23 protein-coding genes are annotated in these 24308 nt (G+C 60.6%); 8 read left to right on the top strand and 15 right to left on the bottom strand.

Annotated features, from left to right (window positions below; all coding sequences use genetic code 11):
- Positions 1-2: 2 nt before the first annotated feature.
- Genes ACRZ94_RS14420 through ACRZ94_RS14430 form a run of 3 tightly spaced genes read left to right on the top strand, consistent with a single transcriptional unit; the run spans position 3 to position 3252 of the window.
- The gene (locus tag ACRZ94_RS14420) at positions 3-1250 is read left to right on the top strand and encodes a methylaspartate ammonia-lyase (RefSeq protein WP_480654495.1); all 1248 of its coding nucleotides are present in this window, start codon (positions 3-5) and stop codon (positions 1248-1250) included.
- Entirely contained in the window at positions 1247-2404 is a 1158-nt protein-coding gene (locus ACRZ94_RS14425; protein WP_480654497.1) for a CaiB/BaiF CoA transferase family protein, read from the top strand. The genes ACRZ94_RS14420 and ACRZ94_RS14425 overlap by 4 nt, the downstream gene beginning before the upstream one ends.
- Complete coding sequence (locus tag ACRZ94_RS14430; protein WP_480654499.1) at positions 2401-3252, top strand: HpcH/HpaI aldolase/citrate lyase family protein; 852 nt, start codon at positions 2401-2403, stop codon at positions 3250-3252. The genes ACRZ94_RS14425 and ACRZ94_RS14430 overlap by 4 nt, the downstream gene beginning before the upstream one ends.
- Here the strand turns inward: ACRZ94_RS14430 and ACRZ94_RS14435 are convergent.
- From ACRZ94_RS14435 to ACRZ94_RS14445, 3 genes are all read right to left on the bottom strand, one after another.
- Entirely contained in the window at positions 3227-4171 is a 945-nt protein-coding gene (locus tag ACRZ94_RS14435) for a LysR family transcriptional regulator (RefSeq protein WP_480654501.1), read from the bottom strand. The two genes, ACRZ94_RS14430 and ACRZ94_RS14435, sit on opposite strands and share 26 nt — an antisense overlap.
- Before the next feature lie 15 nt (positions 4172-4186).
- Positions 4187-5782, bottom strand: a complete 1596-nt coding sequence (locus ACRZ94_RS14440; RefSeq protein ID WP_480654503.1) for a FumA C-terminus/TtdB family hydratase beta subunit — start codon at positions 5780-5782, stop codon at positions 4187-4189.
- Between the two features lie 95 nt (positions 5783-5877).
- The gene (locus tag ACRZ94_RS14445; RefSeq protein WP_480797631.1) at positions 5878-6768 is read right to left on the bottom strand and encodes a LysR family transcriptional regulator; all 891 of its coding nucleotides are present in this window, start codon (positions 6766-6768) and stop codon (positions 5878-5880) included.
- A gap of 97 nt (positions 6769-6865) precedes the next feature.
- On the opposite strand from ACRZ94_RS14445, the gene ACRZ94_RS14450 reads away from it, so the two are divergent.
- From ACRZ94_RS14450 to ACRZ94_RS14465, 4 genes are all read left to right on the top strand, one after another.
- Positions 6866-7732, top strand: a complete 867-nt coding sequence (locus ACRZ94_RS14450) for a phytanoyl-CoA dioxygenase family protein (protein WP_480797632.1) — start codon at positions 6866-6868, stop codon at positions 7730-7732.
- Positions 7729-8343, top strand: coding sequence for an HD domain-containing protein (locus ACRZ94_RS14455; protein ID WP_480654509.1), 615 nt, complete (start codon positions 7729-7731; stop codon positions 8341-8343). Before ACRZ94_RS14450 ends, ACRZ94_RS14455 begins: the two co-directional genes overlap by 4 nt.
- A gap of 100 nt (positions 8344-8443) precedes the next feature.
- Positions 8444-9610: an adenylate/guanylate cyclase domain-containing protein gene (locus ACRZ94_RS14460; RefSeq protein WP_480654511.1), complete on the top strand. Its 1167-nt coding sequence runs from the start codon at positions 8444-8446 to the stop codon at positions 9608-9610.
- A 128-nt stretch (positions 9611-9738) separates the two neighbouring features.
- Positions 9739-10713 (top strand): 2-hydroxyacid dehydrogenase, encoded by a 975-nt coding sequence (locus ACRZ94_RS14465; RefSeq protein WP_480654513.1) that lies wholly within the window; start codon positions 9739-9741, stop codon positions 10711-10713.
- On the opposite strand, the gene ACRZ94_RS14470 is transcribed toward ACRZ94_RS14465, so the two are convergent.
- From ACRZ94_RS14470 to ACRZ94_RS14525, 12 genes are all read right to left on the bottom strand, one after another.
- The gene (locus tag ACRZ94_RS14470; RefSeq protein WP_480654515.1) at positions 10714-11856 is read right to left on the bottom strand and encodes a calcium:cation antiporter; all 1143 of its coding nucleotides are present in this window, start codon (positions 11854-11856) and stop codon (positions 10714-10716) included.
- A 123-nt stretch (positions 11857-11979) separates the two neighbouring features.
- A complete protein-coding gene (locus ACRZ94_RS14475; RefSeq protein ID WP_480797633.1) occupies positions 11980-14187 on the bottom strand; it encodes a hybrid sensor histidine kinase/response regulator in 2208 nt (735 codons plus the stop codon).
- A 3-nt stretch (positions 14188-14190) separates the two neighbouring features.
- Positions 14191-15360, bottom strand: a complete 1170-nt coding sequence (locus tag ACRZ94_RS14480; RefSeq protein WP_480797634.1) for an FIST N-terminal domain-containing protein — start codon at positions 15358-15360, stop codon at positions 14191-14193.
- Between the two features lie 52 nt (positions 15361-15412).
- Positions 15413-16090, bottom strand: coding sequence for a response regulator (locus ACRZ94_RS14485; protein WP_480654521.1), 678 nt, complete (start codon positions 16088-16090; stop codon positions 15413-15415).
- 141 nt (positions 16091-16231) lie between these two features.
- Entirely contained in the window at positions 16232-17998 is a 1767-nt protein-coding gene (locus ACRZ94_RS14490; RefSeq protein WP_480797635.1) for a PQQ-dependent methanol/ethanol family dehydrogenase, read from the bottom strand.
- A gap of 206 nt (positions 17999-18204) precedes the next feature.
- Complete coding sequence (locus ACRZ94_RS14495) at positions 18205-18603, bottom strand: c-type cytochrome (RefSeq protein WP_480654524.1); 399 nt, start codon at positions 18601-18603, stop codon at positions 18205-18207.
- Positions 18604-18727: 124 nt separating this feature from the next.
- On the bottom strand, positions 18728-19267 hold the full coding sequence (locus tag ACRZ94_RS14500) for an SEL1-like repeat protein (RefSeq protein WP_480797636.1): 540 nt from the start codon (positions 19265-19267) through the stop codon (positions 18728-18730).
- 75 nt (positions 19268-19342) lie between these two features.
- Entirely contained in the window at positions 19343-20134 is a 792-nt protein-coding gene (locus ACRZ94_RS14505) for an ABC transporter permease (protein ID WP_480797637.1), read from the bottom strand.
- Positions 20131-20850 (bottom strand): ABC transporter ATP-binding protein, encoded by a 720-nt coding sequence (locus tag ACRZ94_RS14510; protein ID WP_480797638.1) that lies wholly within the window; start codon positions 20848-20850, stop codon positions 20131-20133. Before ACRZ94_RS14510 ends, ACRZ94_RS14505 begins: the two co-directional genes overlap by 4 nt.
- Positions 20847-21296, bottom strand: a complete 450-nt coding sequence (locus tag ACRZ94_RS14515; RefSeq protein ID WP_480797639.1) for a hypothetical protein — start codon at positions 21294-21296, stop codon at positions 20847-20849. The genes ACRZ94_RS14510 and ACRZ94_RS14515 overlap by 4 nt, the downstream gene beginning before the upstream one ends.
- A gap of 22 nt (positions 21297-21318) precedes the next feature.
- A complete protein-coding gene (locus ACRZ94_RS14520; protein ID WP_480797640.1) occupies positions 21319-22281 on the bottom strand; it encodes a YVTN family beta-propeller repeat protein in 963 nt (320 codons plus the stop codon).
- A 5-nt stretch (positions 22282-22286) separates the two neighbouring features.
- Complete coding sequence (locus ACRZ94_RS14525) at positions 22287-23453, bottom strand: ABC transporter substrate-binding protein (protein WP_480797641.1); 1167 nt, start codon at positions 23451-23453, stop codon at positions 22287-22289.
- A gap of 157 nt (positions 23454-23610) precedes the next feature.
- On the opposite strand from ACRZ94_RS14525, the gene pedF reads away from it, so the two are divergent.
- Positions 23611-24291 (top strand): cytochrome c-550 PedF, encoded by a 681-nt coding sequence (pedF, locus tag ACRZ94_RS14530; protein ID WP_480797642.1) that lies wholly within the window; start codon positions 23611-23613, stop codon positions 24289-24291.
- Positions 24292-24308: the final 17 nt, after the last annotated feature.

Genomic DNA, 24308 nt, shown 5'->3' on the forward strand with positions numbered 1-24308 from the left:
TCATGAAGATCAAAAACGTTGTTTTCGCGCCGGGGCTGGCCTCGTACTATTTCGACGATCAGGCGGCGATCAAACAGGGGGCCAAGCAGGACGGGTTTGTCTATTGCGGTCAGGCCCTGACCGACGGCTTCGCCCGCGTCCGGCAATATGGTGAGAGTGTCTCGATCCTGCTGGAACTGGAAAACGGCCAGATCGCCGAGGGCGATTGCGCTGCCGTTCAGTACTCCGGTGCCGCCGGGCGGGATCCGCTGTTTCTGGCCTCATCCGTCATTCCGTTCCTGCAGGAACATCTGGCCCCTGAATTGATCGGGCATGACGTACGCAGCTTCCGCGAAAGTGCCGAATTCTTCGATACGCTGATCGTAGATGGCCAACCCCTGCACACCGCCGTGCGCTATGGCTTGTCGCAGGCTTTGTTGTCGGCAGCGTCGATTGCCAAAGGCAAAATGAAGTTCGAGGTCATCTGCGACGAATGGGGGCTGGAGGCCATCGCTTCCCCTCTGCGCCTGTTCGGGCAAAGCGGTGACAACCGCTATGAGGCCGTGGACAAGATGGTGTTGAAACAGGTCGACGCCCTGCCCCACGGCCTGATCAACAACATCCCGCAGAAGCTGGGTGAAAATGGTGGCAAGCTGGCCGAATATGTCACATGGCTGTCGCGCCGCATTCAGGATCTGCGCACCGATGACAGCTATCACCCGGTGCTGCATATCGACGTCTACGGCACGGTCGGCATGATTTTTGACAATGACGCGGTAAAGATCGCCAACTATCTGGCGTCGCTGGAACAACGCGCGGCCCCGTTTGATCTGTATATCGAAGGGCCTGCCGATGCTGGTTCGAAAGAGGGTCAGATCACCCTGCTGCGCGACATTCGTGCCTCGCTGCAGGCGCTTGGCAGCAACGTCAAAATCGTGGCCGACGAATGGTGCAACACCTATCAAGACGTGGTCGATTTCGTCGACGCCGATTGCTGTGACATGGTTCAGATCAAGACCCCCGATCTGGGATCGCTGCACAATACGGTCGATGCGGTTCTCTACTGCAAAGCCAATGGTGTCGCCGCGTATCAGGGCGGCACCTGTAATGAGACCGACATCTCGGCCCGCGCCTGCCTGCACGCGGCCATGGCCACCCGCCCCGACCGCGTGCTGGTCAAACCCGGCATGGGCTTTGACGAAGGCATGACCATCGTTGCCAACGAAATGCACCGCACCCTTGCGCTTTTGAACACACGAGCTGCCGCATGACCGATACCCCTCTGAAACCTTACGACGGCCTGCTGGTCGTATCTCTGGAACAGGCCGTCGCTGCCCCCCTCGCGTCGTGCCACTTTGCCCAGGGCGGCGCGCGCGTCATCAAGATCGAGCGTGATACCGGCGATTTCGCCCGCAAATACGATGGTGCGGTCAAAGGCTCAGCGTCCTATTTCGTCTGGGCCAATCACGGCAAGGAAAGCCTGTGTCTGGACATCAAAAACCCCGACGATGCCGTCCTGCTGCACCGCATTCTGGACAAGGCGGATGTGTTCATCCAGAACCTCGCCCCCGGGGCCATCGCCCGCGCCGGGTTTGGCGAGGACGTCCTGCGCAAACGCAACCCGCGGCTGATTACCTGCGATATCAGCGGATATGGTGAGGATGGGCGCTATAGCGACATGAAAGCCTATGACTTTCTGGTGCAATGCGAAAGCGGGCTGGTGTCCGTGAACGGTGCGCCCGGACATCCCGGTCGGATTGGCGTTTCGGTCTGCGATATCGGCGCCAGCATGAACGCAATCATCGGCATCCAAAAGGCGCTGATCGCGCGCAGCATCAGCGGTAAGGGCAGCGCGGTTAAACTGTCCCTGTTCGACACCGCCGCTGACTGGATGACGGTGCCGTTGATGCATACGGTTTATGCGGGTAAAGCGCCGCAGCCGGTTGGCCTGCACCATCCCTCCATCGCGCCTTATGGCGGGTTTACCACGAAGGATGATGAGATTCTGGCAATCTCGATCCAGAACGAACGCGAATGGAAGCGCCTCTGCGCCGATGTGATCGGGCAACCCGAACTGGCCACCGATCCACGGTTCTGCGACGCGGCCCAACGGGTCGCCAACCGTGCCGAACTGGATGCCATCGTCGCCGGGTTTTTTGCCGGTCACGGCCGGGCCGAACTGGAGGGCAAACTGTTTGCGGCGGCCATCGCCTACGGGGCCGTGAACTCGGTCGGCACCTTTGCCGAACACCCGCAGCTGCGCCGCACGCCGGTCACGCTGGAAAACGGGGACGAAGCGCATCTGGTCGCCGCCCCCGTGCGCCACAGCTTTGATCCCGAAACGCCGCGTTTTGGCAGGGTGCCTGCACTTGGGGAACACACCGATACCATCCGGTCCGAGTTCGCCCAGACGGCCGCCGCATGATCCGATCCTACCTGTTCACCCCCGCGCACCGGCCCGAACTGGTGGCCCGCGCGCATGAACGGGGGGCGGATGCGATCCTGCTGGATCTGGAAGACAGCGTGCCGCGCGACCACAAACAGGCCGCGCGCGACGGGCTGGCCGACGCCGTTGCTGCGCTAAAACAGCATGGCATGTCGGTTGCAATCCGGGTGAATGCTGATCTGGGCGAGTGCGTTCGCGATCTTGAAGCTGCAATCCTGCCCGGCGTTGATGCGATCATGCTGCCCAAGGTCATCGGAGGGGATCACCTGCGTCTGGTGGACGACTACCTGTCGATGCTAGAACGTCAGGCCAAACTGCCCGACGGCCAGATCAAACTGATCGCGCTGATCGAAACGGCCCAAGCCCTGCAAAACGCAGCAGACATCGCCAACTCAACCCCCCGCCTGACCGCATTGGCTTTCGGGACCGAGGATTTCTCGACCGATTGCGGCCATGCGCCTTCAGTCGAAGCGCTGCAAGCCCCAGCTCAGACACTTATTCTGGCGGCCAAAAGCGCCGGTCTGCGCGCCATTGGCCTGCCCGGCAGCATCGCTGAGATCAAGGATATGGATGCCTTTGGCACCTGCGTCACCCTGGGTCGCGCCATCGGGTTTGACGCCGTGATGTGTATCCATCCCCGGCAGGTCGAGGTGGTGAATGCTGCCTTTACCCCCAGCGCCACTGAGATCGACCATGCGACCCGAGTGGTTCAGGCGTTTGATGCGGCTGTGGCACAGGGCCTTGGTGCGGTGATGCTGGACGGCAAGATGATCGACCCGCCCATCGTCGCGCGGGCGCAGGTTATGTTGCAATCCCTGCGTCCTTGAAGAACTCCGCCATGAAGGCAGGGCCTTTCTGATCCACAAAATCCCGAAACGCCCGCGCCGCCGGGCGCAGGGGTTTGTCGCGCATGTGCAGAACGAACCAGTCGCGGAATTCGGGCATGCCTTCGACGCTCAGGATTTTCAGCTTACCGGCCATCGCCTCAAGCGCAATCGTGTGGGCCGAGATAAAGGCCAGCCCCATATTCGCCATCACCGCCTGTTTGATATTGGCATTGCTGTCCATTTCCTGCGCCTTGGGCTGTGGCAGGTCGGAATCGGAAAAGAAGAACTCGTGGACCATCCGCGTGCCTGACCCGCGCTCGCGCACAATGAACTGGTGATGCGGCAGGTCCGAGCGGCGGATTCGGCTGGAACGTACCAGCGGATGATCCGGGTGCCCGATCAGAACATAAGGGTGCTTGGCAAACTGATGCGCCGTCGTCTCTAACCGGCGCGGAGGCCGCCCCATCAGCGCAAGATCGATCTGGTCGGTATCCAGCATCTCGATCACCTCGCGGCGGTTTGCGATCTTGAACTGCAGGTCGCATTCGGGGTGTTCCTGCTGAAATTGTGCCAGCAGATGGGGCCCGAAATTGCGCGCCGTCGTCACCATCGCTACCCGCACCCGGTGATCCAGCTTGCCCTGCATGATCTGGACGACATCCACTGCCTCGGCCAGCGTTTCGGTCATTCGTTCGGCATAGGGCACCAGCGCCGTGGCAACCTCGGTCGGGATCACGGACCGCCCCGATTTCTCGAACAAGGGCGCGCCGAATTCCTCGCTCAGTCGGCTCATCTGCATCGAGACCGCAGGCGGGGTCAGCGATAGTCGTTCCGCAGCGCGCACAAAGCTGCGCGTTTCGATAGCCACCAGAAAAATCTGCAACTGGCGCAGGGTGATCTTATCTGAGGATGGCGGCATTGCGGCTCCTGTGACCTAGAATGAGGGTTTGCGGGTAAAGAAATCCTCTCCCTTGTCGTCAATAATCACAAATGCCGGGAAATCCACGACTTTTACGCGGAAAACGGCCTCCATGCCGAATTCGGGGAAATCCAGCGTTTCGATGCTTTTGATGACATCCTTACCCAGAACCGCCGCCGCCCCACCGACCGAGCCCAGAAAGAACCCGCCATGGTCCTTGCAGCTTTGCACCACGGATGACGCCCGGTTGCCCTTGGCGATCATCACGCGCGACGCCCCCAGGGCCTGCAATTCGGGCACATAAGGGTCCATCCGCGCGGCGGTGGTCGGCCCGAACGAGCCCGAGGCATAACCGTCGGGTGTTTTGGCCGGACCTGCATAATAGACCGGGTGATTGTAGATGTAATCGGGAAGGTCTTTGCCCTCGGCGATCATCCGGGCCAGTTCTGCATGCACCAAGTCACGCGCCACGATCATGGTGCCGGACATCAAAACCGGGCTGGACACGGACAGCTTGGACAGTTCCGCACAGATACCGTCCATCGGTTGGTCCAGATCGATCCGGGTCGCGGATTTCGCCGCAACATCCTGCGAGGGCAGGAATTGCGCCGGGTCATGCTCCAACTGTTCGACCCAGATGCCATCCCGGTCGATCCGCCCTTTGATCTGACGATCTGCCGAGCAGCTGACACCCATGCCAACCGGCAGACTGCCGCCGTGGCGCGGTAGGCGGATCACCCGAACGTCGTGGCAGAAATACTTGCCGCCAAACTGAGCACCCAGCGACATGTTCCGCGTCAGCTCCAGTATCTGCGCCTCAAGCTCCAGATCGCGGAACGCGCGCCCATCCGGGCTGCCAGATGTGGGCAGATCGTCCAATTCCTTGGCCGAAGCTTTCTTGACCGTTTTCAAACACTGCTCGGCCGACAATCCGCCAACTACGATCGCCAGATGGTAGGGCGGGCAAGCGGTGGTGCCCAGCGTGCGTATCTTTTCGTCGAAAAAGGCCAGAATGCGCTCGGGCTCCAACAGACGCCGGGTTTCCTGGTACAGGAACGTCTTGTTCGCCGACCCGCCGCCCTTGGCCATGAACAGAAAATCCAGCGCATCGCCGCTGCGTGCCTCGATGTCGATCTGTGCGGGCAGGTTGGTGCCGGTGTTCTGTTCCCGGTACATGCTCAGCGGGGCCATCTGGGAAAACCGCAGGTTCCGCGTCTCCCACGTGTCCTTGACCCCTTGCTCGACGGCGTCGTGCAAATCGCCCCCCACCAGCACATTCTGGCCCTTTGCGCCGTGAATGATGGCTGTACCTGTGTCCTGACAACTTGGAAATTCCCGTTCCGCCGAAATCACCGCGTTTTTCAACAGTTCCAACGCCACATAATGATCATTGGCCGAGGCATCGCTATCGTCCAGAATGCCGCGCAACTGCGCCAGATGGCTGGGCCGCAGCAGATGCGAGACATCCGCAAACGCGGTCGCGGTCAGGGCGCTGACCGCCTCGGGCGAGACGCGCAGGAAGGTTTCATCGCCAAATCGGACCGTTTCCAGCCCGTCATTGCCGAGATAGCGATAGCACGTCGTGCCGAGTGTTTTCGTTGTCTGGGTCATGGCGCGGACCCTAGTGATTCACTACCTATAATTCAATTCTTTTTATTTTTCAGTATCTTTAAGTAATGTAATATTACCTTACTTAAGTTTTGGGCCTAGTCATTCAACAGCAGTCTCGTCTGTTCGGCCTCGGCGCAGACCCATTCGGCAAATGCTGAGGCATCGGGCGACAGCTGCGTCCCCGCACCATGCACTAAGTGATACTCTTCTATTCCCCGCAGGCTGAACTCTGGCAGGCAGCGAGCCAAACCATAAACATCCGTCAGGTGATCGCTGGCCGGAGGACGCGCCAAGGCAATACCGCCCTTGGCCGAGGCCAAGGCCAGCGCGGACAGGGTGGTGTCGACATAGGTGATCTGCGTGTTTGCAGGCGGCACATCCCCGCCAAAAATCTGCACCCAGTTCATTCTGTGATCCGACACTTCGATCAGCGGAAAGGCCAGCAGATCCCCCAAATCCCCGATCTCTGCGGCAATCTGCGGATGCGCCACGGGGTACAGCCATTCCCCAAACAACGGGCGCGTCTCGGTGCCCGGCGGGGGCGGGCCAAAGGCAATCCACAGTGCCGCGTTGCGCGGCGGGAGTTCGGGACGCCCAACCATCGACGTCAGTTCAAGCCGCACATCCGGATGACGTTCAAGAAATTGGGGCAAACGAGGGGTCAACCAGCCCACCGACAGCGTCTTGGACACTGCCACCGTCAACGGCGGCCCCACCGGCGCCGCGATTGCGGCGGCGGCGCTTTCCACCCGGCCCAGCGACTCCCCCACCACCGCCAACAGCGTGCGCCCGGCTTCGGTCAGCGACACACCCGCCGCCACCCGGTTGAACAGAGGCTGACCCAGATGCGCCTCAAGCGCACGGATCTGCTGGCTGACGGCCGGGGGCGACATCGCCAAACGCTCGGCCGCGCGGGCAAAGCTGCCGGCACGGGCGGCGGCCTCGAAAACGCGCAACCAGTTGAGGGAGGGAATACGGCGCGACATAGCCCGAGGATAAGCTCAGCTTAACCTCCGAGGCAACAGAGATATCTTTTCATGCCTCGCCATCGGTGTAGCCTGTTTCAAACAGTGGGAGGATTTCATGCTGGACGCAGATAACAGCCATATTGACGCCTATCGCCAGAACGGCTTTGTCGCCGGTCTGCCCGTGTTCTCACGACAACAGGTCGCCGCGCTACGTCAACAGATCGAACGCCTTGAAGACCAGCACAGCGCGGGCGCAGGCGGGCATGATCTGGGTCAGTTCTTTCGCGTGAACGGCCATGTGGTAATCCCGATGCTGGCCGAGGCTGCGCGCACTCCGGCAATACTGGACGCGGTTGAGGCGGTTCTGGGGCCGAACCTTTTGGCCTGGTCGGTTGAGCTGTTCATCAAGGAACCCGGCAGCACCAAGACCGTCTCGTGGCATCAGGACATCACCTATTGGGGCATGGGCGAAACCGATGACGAGGTCACCGCCTGGGTCGCGCTTTCGGATGTCTCCGAACAGGCGGGCTGCATGCGGTTCATTCCCGGCAGTCATAAGGGCGGCATCGCCGATCACGAAGATACGTTTGATGAGAACAACCTTTTATCGCGCGGTCAGAGGATCGCCGGGATCGATGAAGACAAGGCCGTGCCCGGCCCGCTGAAACCGGGTGAGATGTCACTGCATCACGGGCGCTGCTTCCATGCCTCAGGGCCCAACCAAAGCGCAGACCGGCGTATTGGGCTGGCGATCCGCTATGTCACGCCCGAGGTGCGTGATCACGCCCCGGGCAAAGACTGGGCCATGCCCGTGCGCGGCGAAATCCCTGCCGGTGGCTGGGATTGTATCGCCGGACCACGGTCCCTGTTCCATTCGGCGGATCTGGCGCTTTATAATCGGATATTGGAAGGTCAGGCCGCCACGCTGGCGGCGGGGGCCGATCAGGATGTGGGCTTGTACAGCGTTGGAGACCGGAAATGAGCGAAACAGTCAGCTTCACTGCAATGAAAGACGGCACCAAAGAAGAATACGAGCTGCTGGAACGTCTTGAAAAACCCTTTCTGGCGCTAACCGCAAATCGTGTCCTGGACGAGCTGCGCCGCGCCGGCGAGGTCACCTTGGAAGGCTACCGGATCAGCCGCTTGCAACACGGGCTACAATCTGGCACCCGCGCCCTGCGCGACGGGGTGGATATCGACTGGGTGGTGGGTGCATTGCTGCATGATATCGGCGACGGACTGGCCCCACAAAACCACGACCGCATGTCTGCCGAGGTCATCCGACCCTTCGTGCGGTGGGAAGTGTCCTGGACGGTGGAACATCACGGCATCTTCCAAACGCTTTACTACGGGCACCATTACGGGTGGGACCGCAACGCGCGCGACCGGTATCGCGATCACCCCCTGTTCGACACCTGCGCCATCTTCTGCGAAGCCTGGGATCAGTCCAGCTTTGACCCCGATTACCCGATGGAGCCGATGGACACCTTCGAGCCCATGGTGCGCGAGGTGTTTTCGCGCAAAGCCTATGACCCCGCGGTGATCCGCGAAGGCGAGGTGACCGGCCTGCCCGCCCAACTCGCGGCAGGGTAATAGCTAGGCTCGGGCGCCGCTGACAAACCATCCCGGCGCGGGTGTTTATCAGACGCGCAGCCTGTATGATACCGACACGTCCGATCTGTATGAGAGAACCGTGTCCGAGATTGATACATTAAACCACTGGCTGATTTCCGATGGCCGGTTGCTGGGCGATGAAATCGCGATCGTTCAGGGCTATTGCGAGGGGTTGGTGAAGCTTGGCGTGCCGCTGGCACGGGCGCGGATTGCGCAGAATTACGCGAACCCTTTGCTCAGCGCCTGGGGCATCATCTGGACCCCGGACGAAACCCGCCGCTACACGGTCCCCACAACCGTCCTGTCGACCAGTTCCTGGCATGGCAGCCCTTTTGAACACGTGGTCACCCAACGCCGCCCGCTGCGCAAACGCCTGTCCGGCCTGAACCTTGAGGATGAACACCCGGTCTATGCAGAACTGGCCGAGGCAGGCGCCACCGACTTTCTGGCCATCCCTCTGGAACATGGCAACGGGTCCGTTCAAGGCACCAGCTTTACCTCAAATGCCGAGGCCGGGTTTTCCGACGCGCATATCCGCTATATCGAAGACTCGCGCCACGCGCTGGCCGCCGCGTTAGAGCCCATCGCCATGCGCCAATCACAACAAAGCCTGCTACAGACTTACCTTGGCCATGGCCCTGCAGAAGAAATCGGGCAAGGTCACATCAAACGCGGCGAGTCCAAGACCGTCTCAGCCGCGATCCTGTTTGCCGACCTCAGGGGTTTCACTGCCAAAGCGCAGATGTGGCCGGAACAGCAATTGCTTGAGATGATGGGCGATTACTTTGAGATGGTCGTCGCCCCTATTCAAGAGGCAGGGGGCGATGTGCTCAAGTTCATGGGCGACGGTATTCTGGCCGTCTTCGATCTGGGAAAGGACACCGCCCCCGCCTGCACAGCTGCCGTTCGGGCGGCAGAACAGGCGTTGTCCAATCTGGCCGAGTATAACAAAAATGCCACGCGCAATGGGCGCGAGGAAATCGAGTTCGTGATCGGACTGGATGCAGGGCCGGTGACCTTTGGCAATATCGGCAGCCCGGACCGGCTGGATTTCACGGTGGTTGGTCAGGCCGTCAACGTGGCTAGCCGCGTACAGGAACTGTGCAAGCGGCTGGGTGAAACGCTTCTGGTCACGGATCGCGTCGCACGTCATATGCGCGGCACCGTTCAATCCGTTGGGCATTACGCTATCCGTGGCGTGACCGGGGACATCGACGTTTTTAAACCTACCCGGGCGGACGACTGACATCTTCGCAGCACCATGTCCCTCCGGCCGATCATCTGACGGTACACACAATACACAGACCAAGTTTCTTGTGTTCCGGGCCCCGTTCCCGCACAAATGCCCCAACCATTCCCAAGCGCCAAAGACACATGCCTGATCTTCTTATTCTCGGCTCTGCGACGCAGGCCATCCTGCAGCGGCTGCAAGAAGCCTTTACCATCCATACGCTGGCCGATCTGGAGGCTGACTGGCTGGATCAGAACGGCCACCGCGTGACGCATGTTCTGACCAATGCCCATGACGGGATGCCCCCGAAAGTCATGGACGCCCTGCCCCGCCTTCAGATGATCAGCTGTTTTGGCGTCGGCTATGATTCAATCGATGTACAGGTGGCGCGGTCGCGCGGCGTCATGGTCACCCATACGCCGGATGTGTTGAACGCCGAGGTCGCCACCACCGCCGTTCTGCTGCTGCTGTCCTGTTACCGCGAAGTTCTGCGCGACGACGCCTTTGTCCGCTCGGGCCAGTGGGAGACGGGCGCGCGGGCTCCCTTTAGCCGATCAGTCGACAACCAGGTGATCGGGCTGCTGGGCTTTGGCAGAATTGGTCAGGCCATCGCCCGCAAACTGGAACCCTGGTCGCCGCGCATCGTCTACCATTCCAGAACGCCCAAAGACGTCCCCTATCAGTATTTCGATGACCTGACCGCGATGGCCGCCGAGGTGGACGCGCTGATCTGCATCACACCGGGCGGCGAAGAAACCCGCCATCTGGTGAATGCCGAGGTGCTGCGCGCCCTGGGGCCCAAAGGCACTTTGATCAACGTGGCACGCGGTTCGGTCGTGGATGAGCCCGCCCTGATCGACGCGCTGTCTGGCGGAGAGCTGGGCTGGGCCGGGTTGGATGTGTTTCAGAACGAACCCTTTGTCCCCGAGGCGCTGCGCCAGATGTCAAACGTCGTGCTGCTGCCCCATGTCGGAAGCGCCACGCATGAGACACGCCATGCGATGGCCATGCTGACCGTCGACAACCTGCTGCAACACGCCACAGACGGCACGGTCAAAACGCCTGTGCCCGAGCTGAGGGATCGTGCCGAAAACGCGCAAACCATGCGGGACACATGATTACGGGCTGAAGATCAGCACGACAAACACCAGAAACAGCACACAATGCATCGCACCATTCAGCACATTGGTGCGCGCGCCACCGAAGGTCATAAGGCTCATGACCAAAGTCAGCAGCAGCAGAACCATGGAACTGTCGCTGAGACCCAGGACAGTGGTTGTACCGCTAAGCAGGCTGATCGCCAGCACCGCAGGCACCGTCAGCCCGATCGTGGCGAGCGCCGAGCCTAGCAGCAGGTTGACCGAGCGCTGCAGGTGATTGGCCCGCGCCGCCGCCAGCGCAGCCAAGCCCTCGGGCGTCAGAACAAGCAGGGCGATAACCACACCACCCAACGCAAGCGGTGCTCCGGCTTGCACGATGCCAATATCCACCAGCTTGGCCATCCGCTTGGACAGCAGCACAATCGGCAGCAGCGTCAGCAGCAGCATCACCGTGTGATACCCTGTCGAATAGACCGGCCCGTGCCCGTGATCCGAGGCCGGGGGCGGGGCGTTTTCGCTGACCGGTTGCAGGAAATAGCCCTGATGCCGCATCGTCTGCACCGTCAGAAACGCCGCGTATAGCAACACGATGATGATCCCGAAAAACGCAGCCTGCGGCACCGAGAAGGTCGGGTCCTCGGTCGAAACGGTGAATTTCGGCAAAATCAGGCTCAGCACTGCCAGCGGCAACAGGACGGCCATGAACGCCTGTGCGCCCTGCAGGTTGTACTCCTGTTCGCGGTGGCGCAACGCCCCGATCAGCAGCGCCAGCCCGACCAGACCGTTCAGCACGATCATCAGCACCGCAAACATGGTGTCACGCGCCAGTGTCGGGGCCGCCTCTCCGGTCAGCATGATGGCGGCGATCAATGACACTTCGATCCCGATCACGGCCAGCGTCAGGATCAGCGTGCCATAGGGTTCACCCAGCAATTCCGCCAATGCATCTGCGTGTCGTACAACGGCAAAGCAGGCCCACATCATGACCGTAAAGATCACGACGAACAGCGCCCCTGCCATCCACAGATTCTGTAGATCATACAAAAGTCCATCCGCCCCGAACTGAAAGACACACAGCGTCAGGATGATCATCGCCGTGGGGGCTTCGGCCCGTATCATGTTCAACGGGCCGGGTTTTGCGGGTGCGGGCTGATCTGTCATGGATCACTTTCCCAAAAGCGGCGGGCCGGGCCGGGCGTAAATGAAAATGCGGTGCTCTCAGAGTGTTACACGCAACCCGCCTGGGTCAAGATTTTCCTATCCACCGTGGTCCCGGCGCGTATGTCAGCCCGAGATCATAGAGCCAAGCTGGTGTTTCAGCTCTTTGGCATCGATGGGTTTGTGGAGCAGTTTCAGCCCGTGCGCGTTGCATTCCTCGGCCGTTTCCGGCGACCGGTTGGCCGAGATGATACAGGCCGGCATATCACCGAATTCCGCCTTGATCCTGCGCACCGCTTCGGTGCCGGTTTTTTCGTGATCCAGCTGAAAATCCGCAACCACCGCATCCGGCGTAATACCAATCTCGCGCAGCAGGTCCACGGCCTGATCCTCACTGGCGCATTCCAGCACATGAACACCCCAGGATTCCAGAATCAGGGTCAGTGCGTTGCGCAGGTTGGCGTCATTTTCAATCAGCAATACGATGACATCGACCAGCTGACCCGTTTTCTTGTCCGGCACCACGGGGCGGCCATCCTGAAACGGACCCTGATCCAGCACCGGGGGCACCTCGATGGAAAACACCGTGCCCTTGCCCAGTTCAGACCGCAGATGGATGGGGTGTTTCAACAACCCGCAGGCGCGTTCGACAATGGCCAGCCCCAGACCCATGCCCTCGGCCGCGCTGGCATAGGATTGCACGCGTTTGAACTCTTGAAAAACAATGTCCCGCTGATCGGCGGCAATGCCTATTCCGGTGTCCAGAACCTCGATCGACAGACAGGATTTGCGCCGTTTCACCCCGACCAGCACTTTGCCAGTGTCCGTATAGCGGATCGCGTTGGACAGAAGGTTTTGCAGAATGCGCCGCAAATAGCTGGCATCGCTGGCCACAAGGGCACTGGTCGGAACCACCCGTAAATCCAGCCCCTTGGCCTGTGCAACCGGGCGGAACGCATCCTCCATCTGTTTGAACATGTCCCCTATCGACACCGTGGACAGATGTACCGTGGCACTGCCGCTATCGAGTTTCGAGATATCCAGCAGCGCCTCAAGGATATGTTCCACACTGTTGAGCGCGCTTTCCGCCTTGGTGGCCACATCCCGTGTGTCCACCTGATCCGGCCCGCTTTTGAGAGAGGCAACATAAAGCTTGGCGGCCGACAGGGGCTGCAACAGGTCGTGACTGGCGGCTGCCACAAACCGGGATTTGGACGCGTTGGCGCGCTCGGCCTCGCTCAGCGCGTCGGCCAGCTCGACGGTGCGCGCCTCGACACGTTTTTCCAACAATTCCTTGGCGTCCAGCAGGGCCTGCGCTGATTTGCGTTCCGCCGTGACATCGGTGAAAGAAATCACATAGCCCTTGTCCGGCATCTCTTGCGCAAAGACAGAGAGGATTTTTGACCGCCCCCGATGCAATTGAAACCGCAGCGGCCGCCGATAGGTGCGCCGCCTGGTCCAATCGGACAGATCGGTCCAGGTCATCCCCGGCTGAAAGCTCATGTTCGAGCCCAACCGGTCATAGAGCGTTTCAAACTGCGTCCCCATCTGGAACTGTGTGACCGGGATGGCCAACAGCTCGCTTGCCCGGTTGTTCCAGCCGACCAGCCGGTGCTTGTTGTCGAAAATGCAGACACCCTGATCGATATGTTCCAGCGTGGCGCGGATCAGGCGCGATTTGTCGTCCAGAATACGGTCGCGCTCTAGCCGCTCGATCCGCATCATATCGGTCACATCCGTCTGCAGGATCACCGTCCCGGCATCCGGCGTGCGGTGTTCGGACACCTGCAACCAGCGATTGCCGCTGAGGCCCACATTGAACACCACATGATCATCCACATGGCGTGCCAGCCGCAGTTCGGCCCAATCCCCGGGGGTGACCCCTTCGGGCAGCGACAATGAGCTCGACCGACTGACAAATTCGACATATTCGGTAAAGTGCAGCCCCGGTTTCAGCCAGCCCTGAATATCGGGCATATGCAGCCCGAACCGGCTGTTGCAGAGGATCAGCTTTTCATTGCGCCCAAACAGGGCAAAGCCATCCTGCACCGCCTCAATCGCGTTCGCCAGGTCGGCCCGGGCGGCCTCGGTTTCCTGATTGGCCTTGGCCAATTGCGCGTTCGAGGCGTTCAGCAGATCCAGCGCGCGTTCCAGATCATCCGTGCGGGTGCGGATCTCTTGTTCCAGCACGGCGGCCCGCTGAAACTGCGCATAGGCCGCACCCGAGGCATCGGTGGATTCCTCGACCCGGCGCATCAGCGCCTCAACGATCCTCAGCAGTTTTTCGTTCTGGCGCTCAATCGGGTCCAGGGGGTCGGTGAGATGCTCAATCATCCCCTAGTCTTCCCCGGGTGGGTAAATCGCCACGCCCGTCATCGTCTGGTTGACGTGGAGCGAGTTGAACTGCTCACCATAGGTCGAGAACCCGACCACATGGTTGTCCGACAAAATGCCCGAGATTTCATGCGTCTTTTGCTTTTCCTGCGCCTCAAGACGCCGCAGGATACAGTCGCAGGCCAGGATCGTGTCAGGCTTTTGCTTCTCGCTGAGCGCGGCGATCTCTTCCTGCAGATGCACCACCATGTCGCGCGGCTCGGCCAAGGTCAGGACCAGACCTTCGTCAATGGCTGAAAAGAACACCAAATCGCCATTTCCTGCCACCTGTTGAATGGCGCGCACATGGTGTTGGCCGCCGATCTGCACCACAACCGGATGTGCGGCAAAGGTAAACGGGGTCAGCTGTTCGGGGTCCTTGCCCAGAATACGCGCATATTCCCGCGCCGCCGGTTCCGCGTTGATTTCCTGAACGATGCGGTTGGCCGGATCGGCCTTGGTCACGACCATACGCTGCGCGGCGGGCACAAGGTGATCGGTCTTGAACACCTTGATCGGGCAGGACGTGCGCACCTGCACCAGAATGGCGGCATTCTCCAACGCCTGCGCCCCATGCAGTACATAGGTGTGGCCAAAGGCTGTCCCGTCGCCCGCCGATCCGCCAAACAAAGGCACCGGACCCAGGCCCATGGCCAATTCCGATGTCAGCTTGTCTTCCTTGGTCGACAGCCCGTCGATCATCAAAAAGGTAAATTCATTCTCCCAATTGGGAAAGCCGCGCATCATCGCATTCCGGTTGTGGATCATCCGGGCAATGATGTCCTGCGCGCTGAAATCGTCCAGGTCCGGTACCAGAATGGTGCGCGTTTCAAAATGCGACCGCGGCAAGGCCAGCGCGACGATCTGATCCTCGCTATAGCCGCCTTCGGCCAACTCTCCGGCGGTGGTGCATCCCACCACCATCGTTGGCGCGAATTCCTGCTCGGCCTCGGCTATCACGGCTGCGGCGTCGGCGTTCGGGCTGACAAACAGGATAACAAGCGCCATCGGGTCCTCGCCCAATGACCGGGACAATGCACTGACTGCCCTGTCGGCGCTGCAATCTGCAAATGCCGTTTTTACGATGCCTGGCCTGCCGGATTGGGCGGTGCCCCATCCGAATGCTTGGTTCATCGTGCCTCCTCCCTAAAGCCCGACGATTCCTGCGAGGTTAGAGTATCTTCCCCTAGTCTTGCAATACGCTGGCAAAGGATGCTTTCTTGGCAATCAACACTGCCTGCGTGCGGCTTTGAACGCCAAGTTTGCGCATGATCGCAGTGACATGCGCCTTGACCGTGGTTTCCGCGATCGACAGGTCATAGGCGATCTGCTTGTTCAACTTGCCCTCGCAGATCAGTTGCAAAATGCGGCCCTGCTGATTGGTCAGCGCCGCAAGCCGGTTGACCGCGTCGCTATGTTCATCCTCTTCCTCTTCTTCGATCAGCACGCAGCCTTCGGGAACAAAAATCCCGCCCGCATGCATCGTTTCGAACGCAGTGCGGAACACGTCGCGTTGGCTGTGTTTAGGCACATATCCGGACGCGCCCGCCTTGATCACCTGGCTGATCACCCGGTTGTCGGTCAACGAAGACACAACGATCACCGGCGCGTCTGCTGCGGCTTTCAAACGGACCAGCCCATCCAGCCCGTCTACATCGGGCAGGTTCAGATCCAGCAGCACGGCATCCGGGTTCAGGCCCCCTGCCAGCAGCTCCATCGCCTGTTCCAGACGGTCTGCGGTGTGAATTTCGCCAATCTCGGCCACGCTGCGCAAGGTCATCGACAAGGCGTCGCAGAACAGCGGGTGATCGTCGACAATCAGAACATTCTCAAAATCATTCTGTCGGGCGGGTTCTGCAAGCATAAGAGGCGCCTTTGCAAAAATACGTTCTCTGATCCAAGTCTAGCAACACCGGCGCGAAACGCCTACTGGCCGAAGGTCGTAGATCACAAAAACGCGCGCCCGGCTGGCGGGCGCGCGATCTTTTGGGGGTCAGGGCTCGGCTCAGTTCGCCGAGGCCAGTTCCTTGGGCAGGCGGAAAGTCCACAACGTGCCACCCTGATTGAGGTAGTTGACCTTCTTGGCCACTTCACCGCCCCACAGAGGCACAGCACCGCCCCAGCCGGATATGATCGAGACATACTGCTCGCCATCCTGTTCCCAGGTCACAGGCTGACCGACGATGCCCGAGCCGGTCTGGAACGACCACAGCTTTTCGCCGGTTTCGTCATCCAGCGCAATGAACTCGCCTTCGGGGGTGCCAAAGAACACCAGCCCGCCAGCCGTCGTCATCACACCAGACCACAGCGGCGCATCGTTCTTGTATTCCCACTTCCACTCGCCGGTATCGGGGTCAATCGCCTTGAGCGAACCGATGTGATCCTCATAGTTCGGCTTGATGGTAAAGCCCGCGCCCAGATAGGCCGCGCCTTTCTTGTAGGTGATCGGCTCGTTCCAGATATCCATGCCCCATTCGTTTGAGGGCACATAGAAATTGCCGGTGTTCTGCGAGAACGCCATCGGCATCCAGTTCTTGCCACCCAGGAAGGACGGCGAGGCAAAAATGACCTCACCCTTGTTGCCATCGGCCGCAGCCGAGGGATCACCGGGGCGGTTGTTTTCGACAAAGATCGGGCGGCCGGTCTCATCGATACCATCGGCCCAGGTGATGTCCTTGACGAATGGTGTCGCCGAGACGAATTCACCATCCTCGCGGTTCAGAACATAGAAATACCCGTTCCGGTCGGCGGTCGCGTAGCGCTTGTTGCCCTCGCGGTCGGTATAGGCGACGACTTCGTTCACACCGTCATAATCCCAGCCTTCACGCGGGGTGGTCTGGAAATGCCACTTGATCTCGCCGGTTTTGGGGTCGATGCCGATGCGGCTGGCGGCATAGAGGTTGTCGCCCTTATTGCCCTCGGTCGGGGTGCCCGCATTGCGCAGCCAGCTGTTCCAGGGGGCCGGGTTGCCCGCGCCAAAGACCAGCGTGTCGGTGTCAGCATCGTAAGAACCGCCCAGCCACGTCGCGCCGCCGCCGGTTTTCCACATGTCACCGGGCCATGTCGCGTTCAGCTCACCGGTCATGGTGCTTTCTTCGCCGTTCAGCGTACCCATATGGCCTTCGATCACGGGGCGTTCCCAGACCAGATCGCCGGTATTGACGTCACGCGCCTGAACCGCGCCGACGATGCCGAACTCACCACCCGAGTTGCCGGTGATCACAAGCCCATCAACGATCAGCGGGGCCGCCGTATAGGAATAGCCCGCCTTGTAGTCGGCGATCTTGTCGCGCCAGACCACATCGCCGGTGTCCTTGTTCAGCGCCACGATACGCGCGTCCAGCGTGCCGAAAATGACTTTGTCGCCATAGATGGCCGCGCCGCGGTTCACCACGTCACAGCAGGGCAGAATGCCTTCGGGCAGGCGCGCATCGTATTGCCAGACCTCTTTGCCGGTCTCCAGATCAATCGCGTAGAGGCGCGAATACGACCCGGTGATATACATCATCCCATCATAAATCAGCGGCTGGGTTTCCTGCCCGCGCTGCTTTTCACCGCCAAGACTGAAAGCCCAGGCCGGAACCAGATTCTTGACGTTGTCCTTGTTCAGCATGTCCAGCGGGCTGTAGCGCTGCAAATGCCGCCCCATACCATTTGTCACGACCTGAGTGGTGATCGTTTGGTCATTGGCCAGATCGTCTTCGGTAACTTCTGCATAGGCTGCGCCAGATGCGAGAATGCTCGCGGCGGCGGCCATGATAAACCGGTTCATCGGTGTCCTCCCTAGACTTATGTCTTTCCTCCACGCCGAATCTCCGACGCGTCGGGATTGTTGGCGAGTGTATTATTCGCAGGCAGGCACTCGTGTTGGAATTGCACATTGGTCGTAGGGCGGTGCGGTCGGATTTCAACCCAAAAATCGCAACCCACCGAGCCAAGAGAGCACGTCGATTTTCCCATAAATAGCAGAGTGTTAGGTCAGTTCTGGTCTTGCAGGCTGTTCAGATAAGCCAGGATAAAGTCCTGCACTGTCCGGTCCTCGATGCCCACATGGCGCATCTTGGTGCCGGGCATGAAGCCATCATTGTCCTCCATCCACGCGCGCAAGGCCGCCGGTGTCCAGACGATGCCCGAACCGGCCAGCGCCTCGGAATACTCATAGCCTTCAACCGTGCCCGCCTTGCGACCCACGATCCCATCCAGCTGCGGGCCATAGCTGGGATCGGTTGCATCCGGCGCGTGGCAACGGCGGCACTCTGAGAAGAACAGGGTTTCCCCGGCCTCGACCTTGACGCGGTCAAAGGTGGACTGCGCCGATGCGGGTGCGGCCGCGATTGCGCAGGCGGCAAACCCAAGGGACAGGATGAAGTGTTTCATGTGATCCTCCGAACGTTTGTCGGAGTATAAATCCGCGCCCCGGACCCCAAGCTTGACGCATATCAAGAAATCAGGCGCGCGGCCTCATCCTTTGGTCGTAGAAAACGTAGAAAAACGGGCCATTTCAGAACAGCGGCGCGTATTTCCATTCGTCTGCGTCGGGTGTGACCTCGTTCGGATCATAGTCTGATGCCTGCAGACGTTTGGCGATTTTCAGACCGTTGCGGGCGGCCTCATCCACATAGGCGCGGCCCAGTTCCGGGTCCTGTGCCACCCCGTGACCGCGCAGCAGGTTCAGGCCGTAATTGAACTTGCCCACCGGATCGCCCAGATCGGCTGCGCGCTTGTCCCAGGCGGCGGCGGCATCCGGGTCATAGTCACCGCCCAGCCCATTGTTGTCCAACTGCCCCATCCACGTCATCGCGCCGGTATACCCGGCATTGGCGCAACTTTCGAACAGCTTGCGCGCCATCTCATGCCGACCGGATTTGGTGATGTAATAGCCGGTGGCGCAGGTGGTCATGTCGGTGACGCCATTGTCAATATTGCTCATGACGCGGCCAAAACCGGTGTCCTGCGGATTGAGTGTGCCATACTCATCCTCGACCGTTTGGGCCGAGGCCGCTGTGCCAAGAACCAGCAGGGAAACTGCGATACGGATCATGTAAGAACCCTCCGTTTGGCGGGCATCCTAGCGCATTGGGGGCTGCATTTCACCTCTGCTATGGTCGTAGACGGCTCAGCCCCCGGACCGTTTGAGGCCACGGGCCGGATCATACCCCCACAGCGCAAGGCCCAGAAACACCAGGCCGGCCAGGATGGTCCAGCCCAGGGCCGCGCCGTTGAACTCACCATAAAGCGCAAAACGGATCAGCTCGACCGCGTGGGTAAAAGGGTTGAGCGCGCAGATATCACGCAACAGAGCCGAGCTTTCGGCCATTTTCCACAGCGGGTAGAGCGCCGAGGACAAGAAGAACATCGGAAAGATGACAAAGTTCATGACCCCCGCAAAATTCTCAAGCTGTTTGATGGCCGAGGACAGCGCCAGACCCAGCGCCCCCAGCATCAGTCCGGCGATGATCAGCGCAGGAAAGACGCACAGATACCCCAACCACGGCATATCGATGCCGTAGATCGCCGCCACCGCCAGAAACGTATAGACCTGCAGGATCGAGATCGTGGTGCTGGCCAGCAAACGGCAGAAGAGAAGCCACCACCGCGGCAGAGGGCTGGTCAGCAGCAACCGCATCGAGCCCATCTCGCGGTCATACACCAGCGAGAGAGAGCTTTGCATGCCGTTGAACAGCATGATCATCCCGCACAGGCCCGGCACGATGTAAATCTCATAGGTGATATAGGTCTGATAGGGCGGCGTGATCGACAGGCCCAGGGCCGCACGGAACCCGGCGGCAAAGACGATCAGCCAGACCAGCGGGCGGACCAAAGCGGCGATGAACCGGCTGCGCTGACGGACAAAGCGCAGCGCCTCGCGGATCAGGATCGCGCGCAGGGCAATCAGCGCGCCGGTCACGCGGCGGCTCCGGTCATCGACAGAAACACCTGTTGCAGGGGCTGGCCGCCGGTGATGTCGCGGCAAGTCCCCTGTTCCAGCATCTTGCCGCGATGCAGGATGGCAAGCCGATCGTCGGGCGTGATCTCATCGGTCAGATGGGTGGCCCACAACACGGTCAGCCCATCCTGTGCCGACAGATCATGCACATGCTGGGTGATGGCACTGCGGGCGGCGGCATCCAGCCCCACCGTCGGTTCATCCAGCAACAGGACCGAGGGTTCGTGGATCAGACAGCGCGCAATCTCCAGCCGTCTGCGGTGACCGCCATTCAAATCGCGGGTGCGTTCGCCTGCGCGCTCGGCCATATCCAAACGTTCCAACGCGGCGGCGATCCGGGTCTCGGCGGCGCGGCCTGACAGGCCATGCAGGGCGGCGAAATAGCTGAGGTTGCGATGGACGGTCAGGTCCAGATCCAGCGTCGGCTGCTGGAACACAACCCCGATCTGCGCTAGGGCCTGACGGGGCTGTTGAGAGATGTCGTAACCGGCCACCTCGATCCCCCCCCGCCCGGTGGTGAACAGGCGGGTCAGCAGGGAAAACAGAGTTGATTTGCCCGCGCCATTGGGCCCCAGCAACGCGCAAAACGCGCCCTGCGGGACGTGAAAGCTCACATCATCAAGGGCGCGTTTGTCGCCATAGGCGTAGCTGACATTGCGGACCGAAAGCCCTGTCACTTAATGGTAATCTCCAGCCGCTGCGTTTCACCGGTGCTGCCCAGCACTTTCAGATAGTAGCTGCCCGGCTTTATCGCGACAAAGCCTATTTCCATCTCGCCCGCCTCATCGAACTCAACGGAATCCACGCCCAGAGGCCGGATTTCCAACCCTTCGACCACGATTTCATCCACCCAGATCGCGCGGAAGAATTCGGGCCCGACCAATGCCAGTTCCTGGCTGCCATCACCCTGGATTTCGAACTCGTAATAGGTGCCGGATTTCAGCTCCCACGGGGCCTCGGCCAGTGGCACACCAGCAGAGAGCGTGATTGGCGGCAGGTCCTCCTTGTTCTTGGCTGACAAAATGCCCGCCAGACCAAACCCATCGTCGTCGTCATCATCCGCGATGGCAGCGGCGGGCAAAGCCAAGGCCATCATTACAGCCGCAGATATCAGTCGGTTCATCTCTTCAATCTCCTCAATCCTGTCAGTTGGTCGGGCGGAAGGCCGCGCCCCAGGGGAAACGCCCAACCTTGATCGTCTTGATCGGTTCGCGCTTGGACACATCGATCACGGTCACATCGCCCGACACGCCGTTGGTGGTAAACAGCAGCGACTTGTCGGCATTGAAATCCATATGCCAGACGCGGCGACCCACAAGGATGTAGTCCTCAACCTCATAGGTTTCGGCATTCACTGCCGCTACATGGTTCGACGGCCCCAGCGCGACAAAGGCGGTCTCATCGCCGTTGGACAGCTCAAAGCCCACGGGCTGCACCCGGTCGGGGTGAACGCCTTCGACCTCAAACTCGATCTTGGCCTTTTCGGTCTGGGTTTCCACGTCAAACACGGTGATGGTGCCACCGATTTCCGAGCTGACCCACAGCTCGGTCCCGTCCTTGACGAACTCCGCATGGCGCGGGCGGGAATCGACCAGAGTGTTGGCGAACAAATCCTGCGTTTCCGTGTCGATCCAATGGGCCATGTTGGTGGTCTCGGACGTGGTGATGGCGATCTTGCCATCGGGCGACACGGCCATGCCTTCGGGTTCGATCCCCACGTCGATCTGCGCAATCACCGTGCGCGATTCCGTGTCGACCACCGTGGTGATCGCGTCGTCCTCGTTGGCGATATAAAGGTGCTTGTCATTGGGATGCAGCACGAACTGCTCGGGGTCTTCGCCCGAGGGCAGGTCATGCAAAATCTCACCCGTTTCCGGGTCCATCACCTGCACCGAGTCACTGTCGGACGCGCAGATATACAGAACCGAGAAATCCTTGGAGAACGTGATCCCGCGCGGGCGTTCGCCGGTCTCAATCGTGCGGATCACCTCAAGCGTTTCGATGTCGATCACGCTGAGCGTGTCGTCCTTTTCATTGCTGATCCAGATCTCATCCGCCATTGCCGGAGCGCAGATCGCGGTCGCTGCCAGAAGTGCTGTTAGTCTCATCGCTACTACTCCCTGAATGCCTGACACTGGCTTTCGGCCTCATCAATGCCCAGCGTGTCCAGTTCGGTGCGTTGATGCAGGAACCCCTCCAACGGGGCCATCGCCACCACGGCACGGTCGGTGACCAGCGGGATGGGCTGCCGCAACTGGCCATTCCAGGCCCGGAAGTTCATCGCGCGACCCTTGAACCCTGCCAGTTCGAAATCATCCGACAGGATGTAGTCGCGCAAAACTGTCGGATCATCGGATTGGGTGCGCGTCACCGCCTCGCCCAGGACCCGGTAAGCCGCCCATGCGGCATAGTCCTTGGGCCGCATCGCCCGCCCTGCCTGATCGGCAAAACGGTTCTGCATCTGCACCGCACCCCATTGTTCAACCACGCGCGACCATGTGACAGGCCGCAGGCCCTCCGATCCGGCAACCGGGCGCGGTTCCCATGTGTTAAAAGGGATGTAGCGGCCGAAATCGTCCAGCTCATCAGCCACGAGCAACACGTCATAATCGCCGAAATCCTGCGTGAACAGCGGCACCTCTTGCGCTGCGTTGCGCCGCAGATCGGCGTCAAACACCCATGTCTTTTCGGCCTGAAGCTCCAACCGGAATTTTTGCAGCGACAGTTTCAACGCCTCAGCAAAAGCCTGATCGCCCGGATGATCGCCCGAGATCAGGACGATCTCTTCCCACCGGCGTTTGACGAGGAACTGCGCCAGCGCATCGGTGCGCATCACATCCGACGGCAGGGTGTGCAACAGGTTGGAACGGCACGCGGCCTCGCGCAGCGACAGGTCGGGGGCCGAGGCATTGAACAGCACCGCACCCGCCGCCTCGGGCAGATCGGCGACCTCAAGCTGCGCTTGCGCGGGCGCGTCCAGAATCACAAACGGACCGTTGGCCAAAGCCTGCCGCGCCGCTTGCGCCCAGTCACCGCCCACGGGCACCGTTGTCACCGTCAATTCGTATTTGTGGCCCAGAAACTTGGCCGTGGTCAGGTTGTCAGCCAGACCCAGCTCGGCCCCCGCCATGCCCAGGTCTTCGGGAATCGGGTCAAGATTGGACAGGACCGGAGGGCGCTCAACCTCTTGCTGCAGATAGGTCACCGAGATTTCAACCTCGGCCTGCGCGGCGCCTGACACCAACGCCAAAGCTGCAACAACATTGGATAGTCTGAACATGTCTGGGTCTCCTCCCCCGTCATCAGAGTAAAAACCTGAGGATAAAGGGAAAGCCATCCGACCTTAGTCGCAGATTTGCGCCATCTGCAACCAAGGTCGAATGTCGCGATGATTCTGCCTGCGCTATGACCGGGGAAAGCATCAATAGGAGGACACGATGCGTCTTGGTTTTTACAGCGCGGCGCTTGCGGCATCGGTGACAGCGGGAATGGCGCTGGCCCATGGTGATGTCGCGCCCCAGCCGGTAAACACGGATGCCCTGCCCGACGTAAGCGAGGAATGGTTGATCGAAAACCCCTATCGCGATCAGGGCGAAGAGGTCTGGCAGGCGGCGATCGAGATTGGCGATTCCGGCTATAACCAGAACTGCGCACGCTGCCACGGTCTGGGTGTGGTGTCCGGCGGGCTGGCCCCCGATCTGCGCTATCTTGAGGCCGAAGAATATGGCGATGAATGGTATATCGAACGCTTCCGCGAGGGCTATACCCAGAACGGCATCACCAAGATGCCCGCCTTTGGCGACCTGCTGGGCCAAAAGGCCGCCTGGGCCATCCGCACCTATATCGAAACCCGCCCCGATGACGGCGCGCTGGACGATCATTCCGACCGGCTGAAGGAAATCCGCGACCAACTTGCGGCCATGGCCGATGGCGCGGATGGGGACGCCGCCGCGCTGCAATCCGAACTGACCGAAATCGCGGGCACGATTGAGACCGGCTCGGGCGCGCCGGTGGCCGATTCAGTGGCCCTGCGCGCCGCCGTGCTGATCTCGGGCGAGGCCCCGGATTTCGCACAGGCCGCCGAACAGCTGACCATTGGCTTGTCTGCCGCGCAATAGAACGGCAGACTGGGGCA

This window comes from Ruegeria sp. CH10 (genome assembly GCF_056537125.1).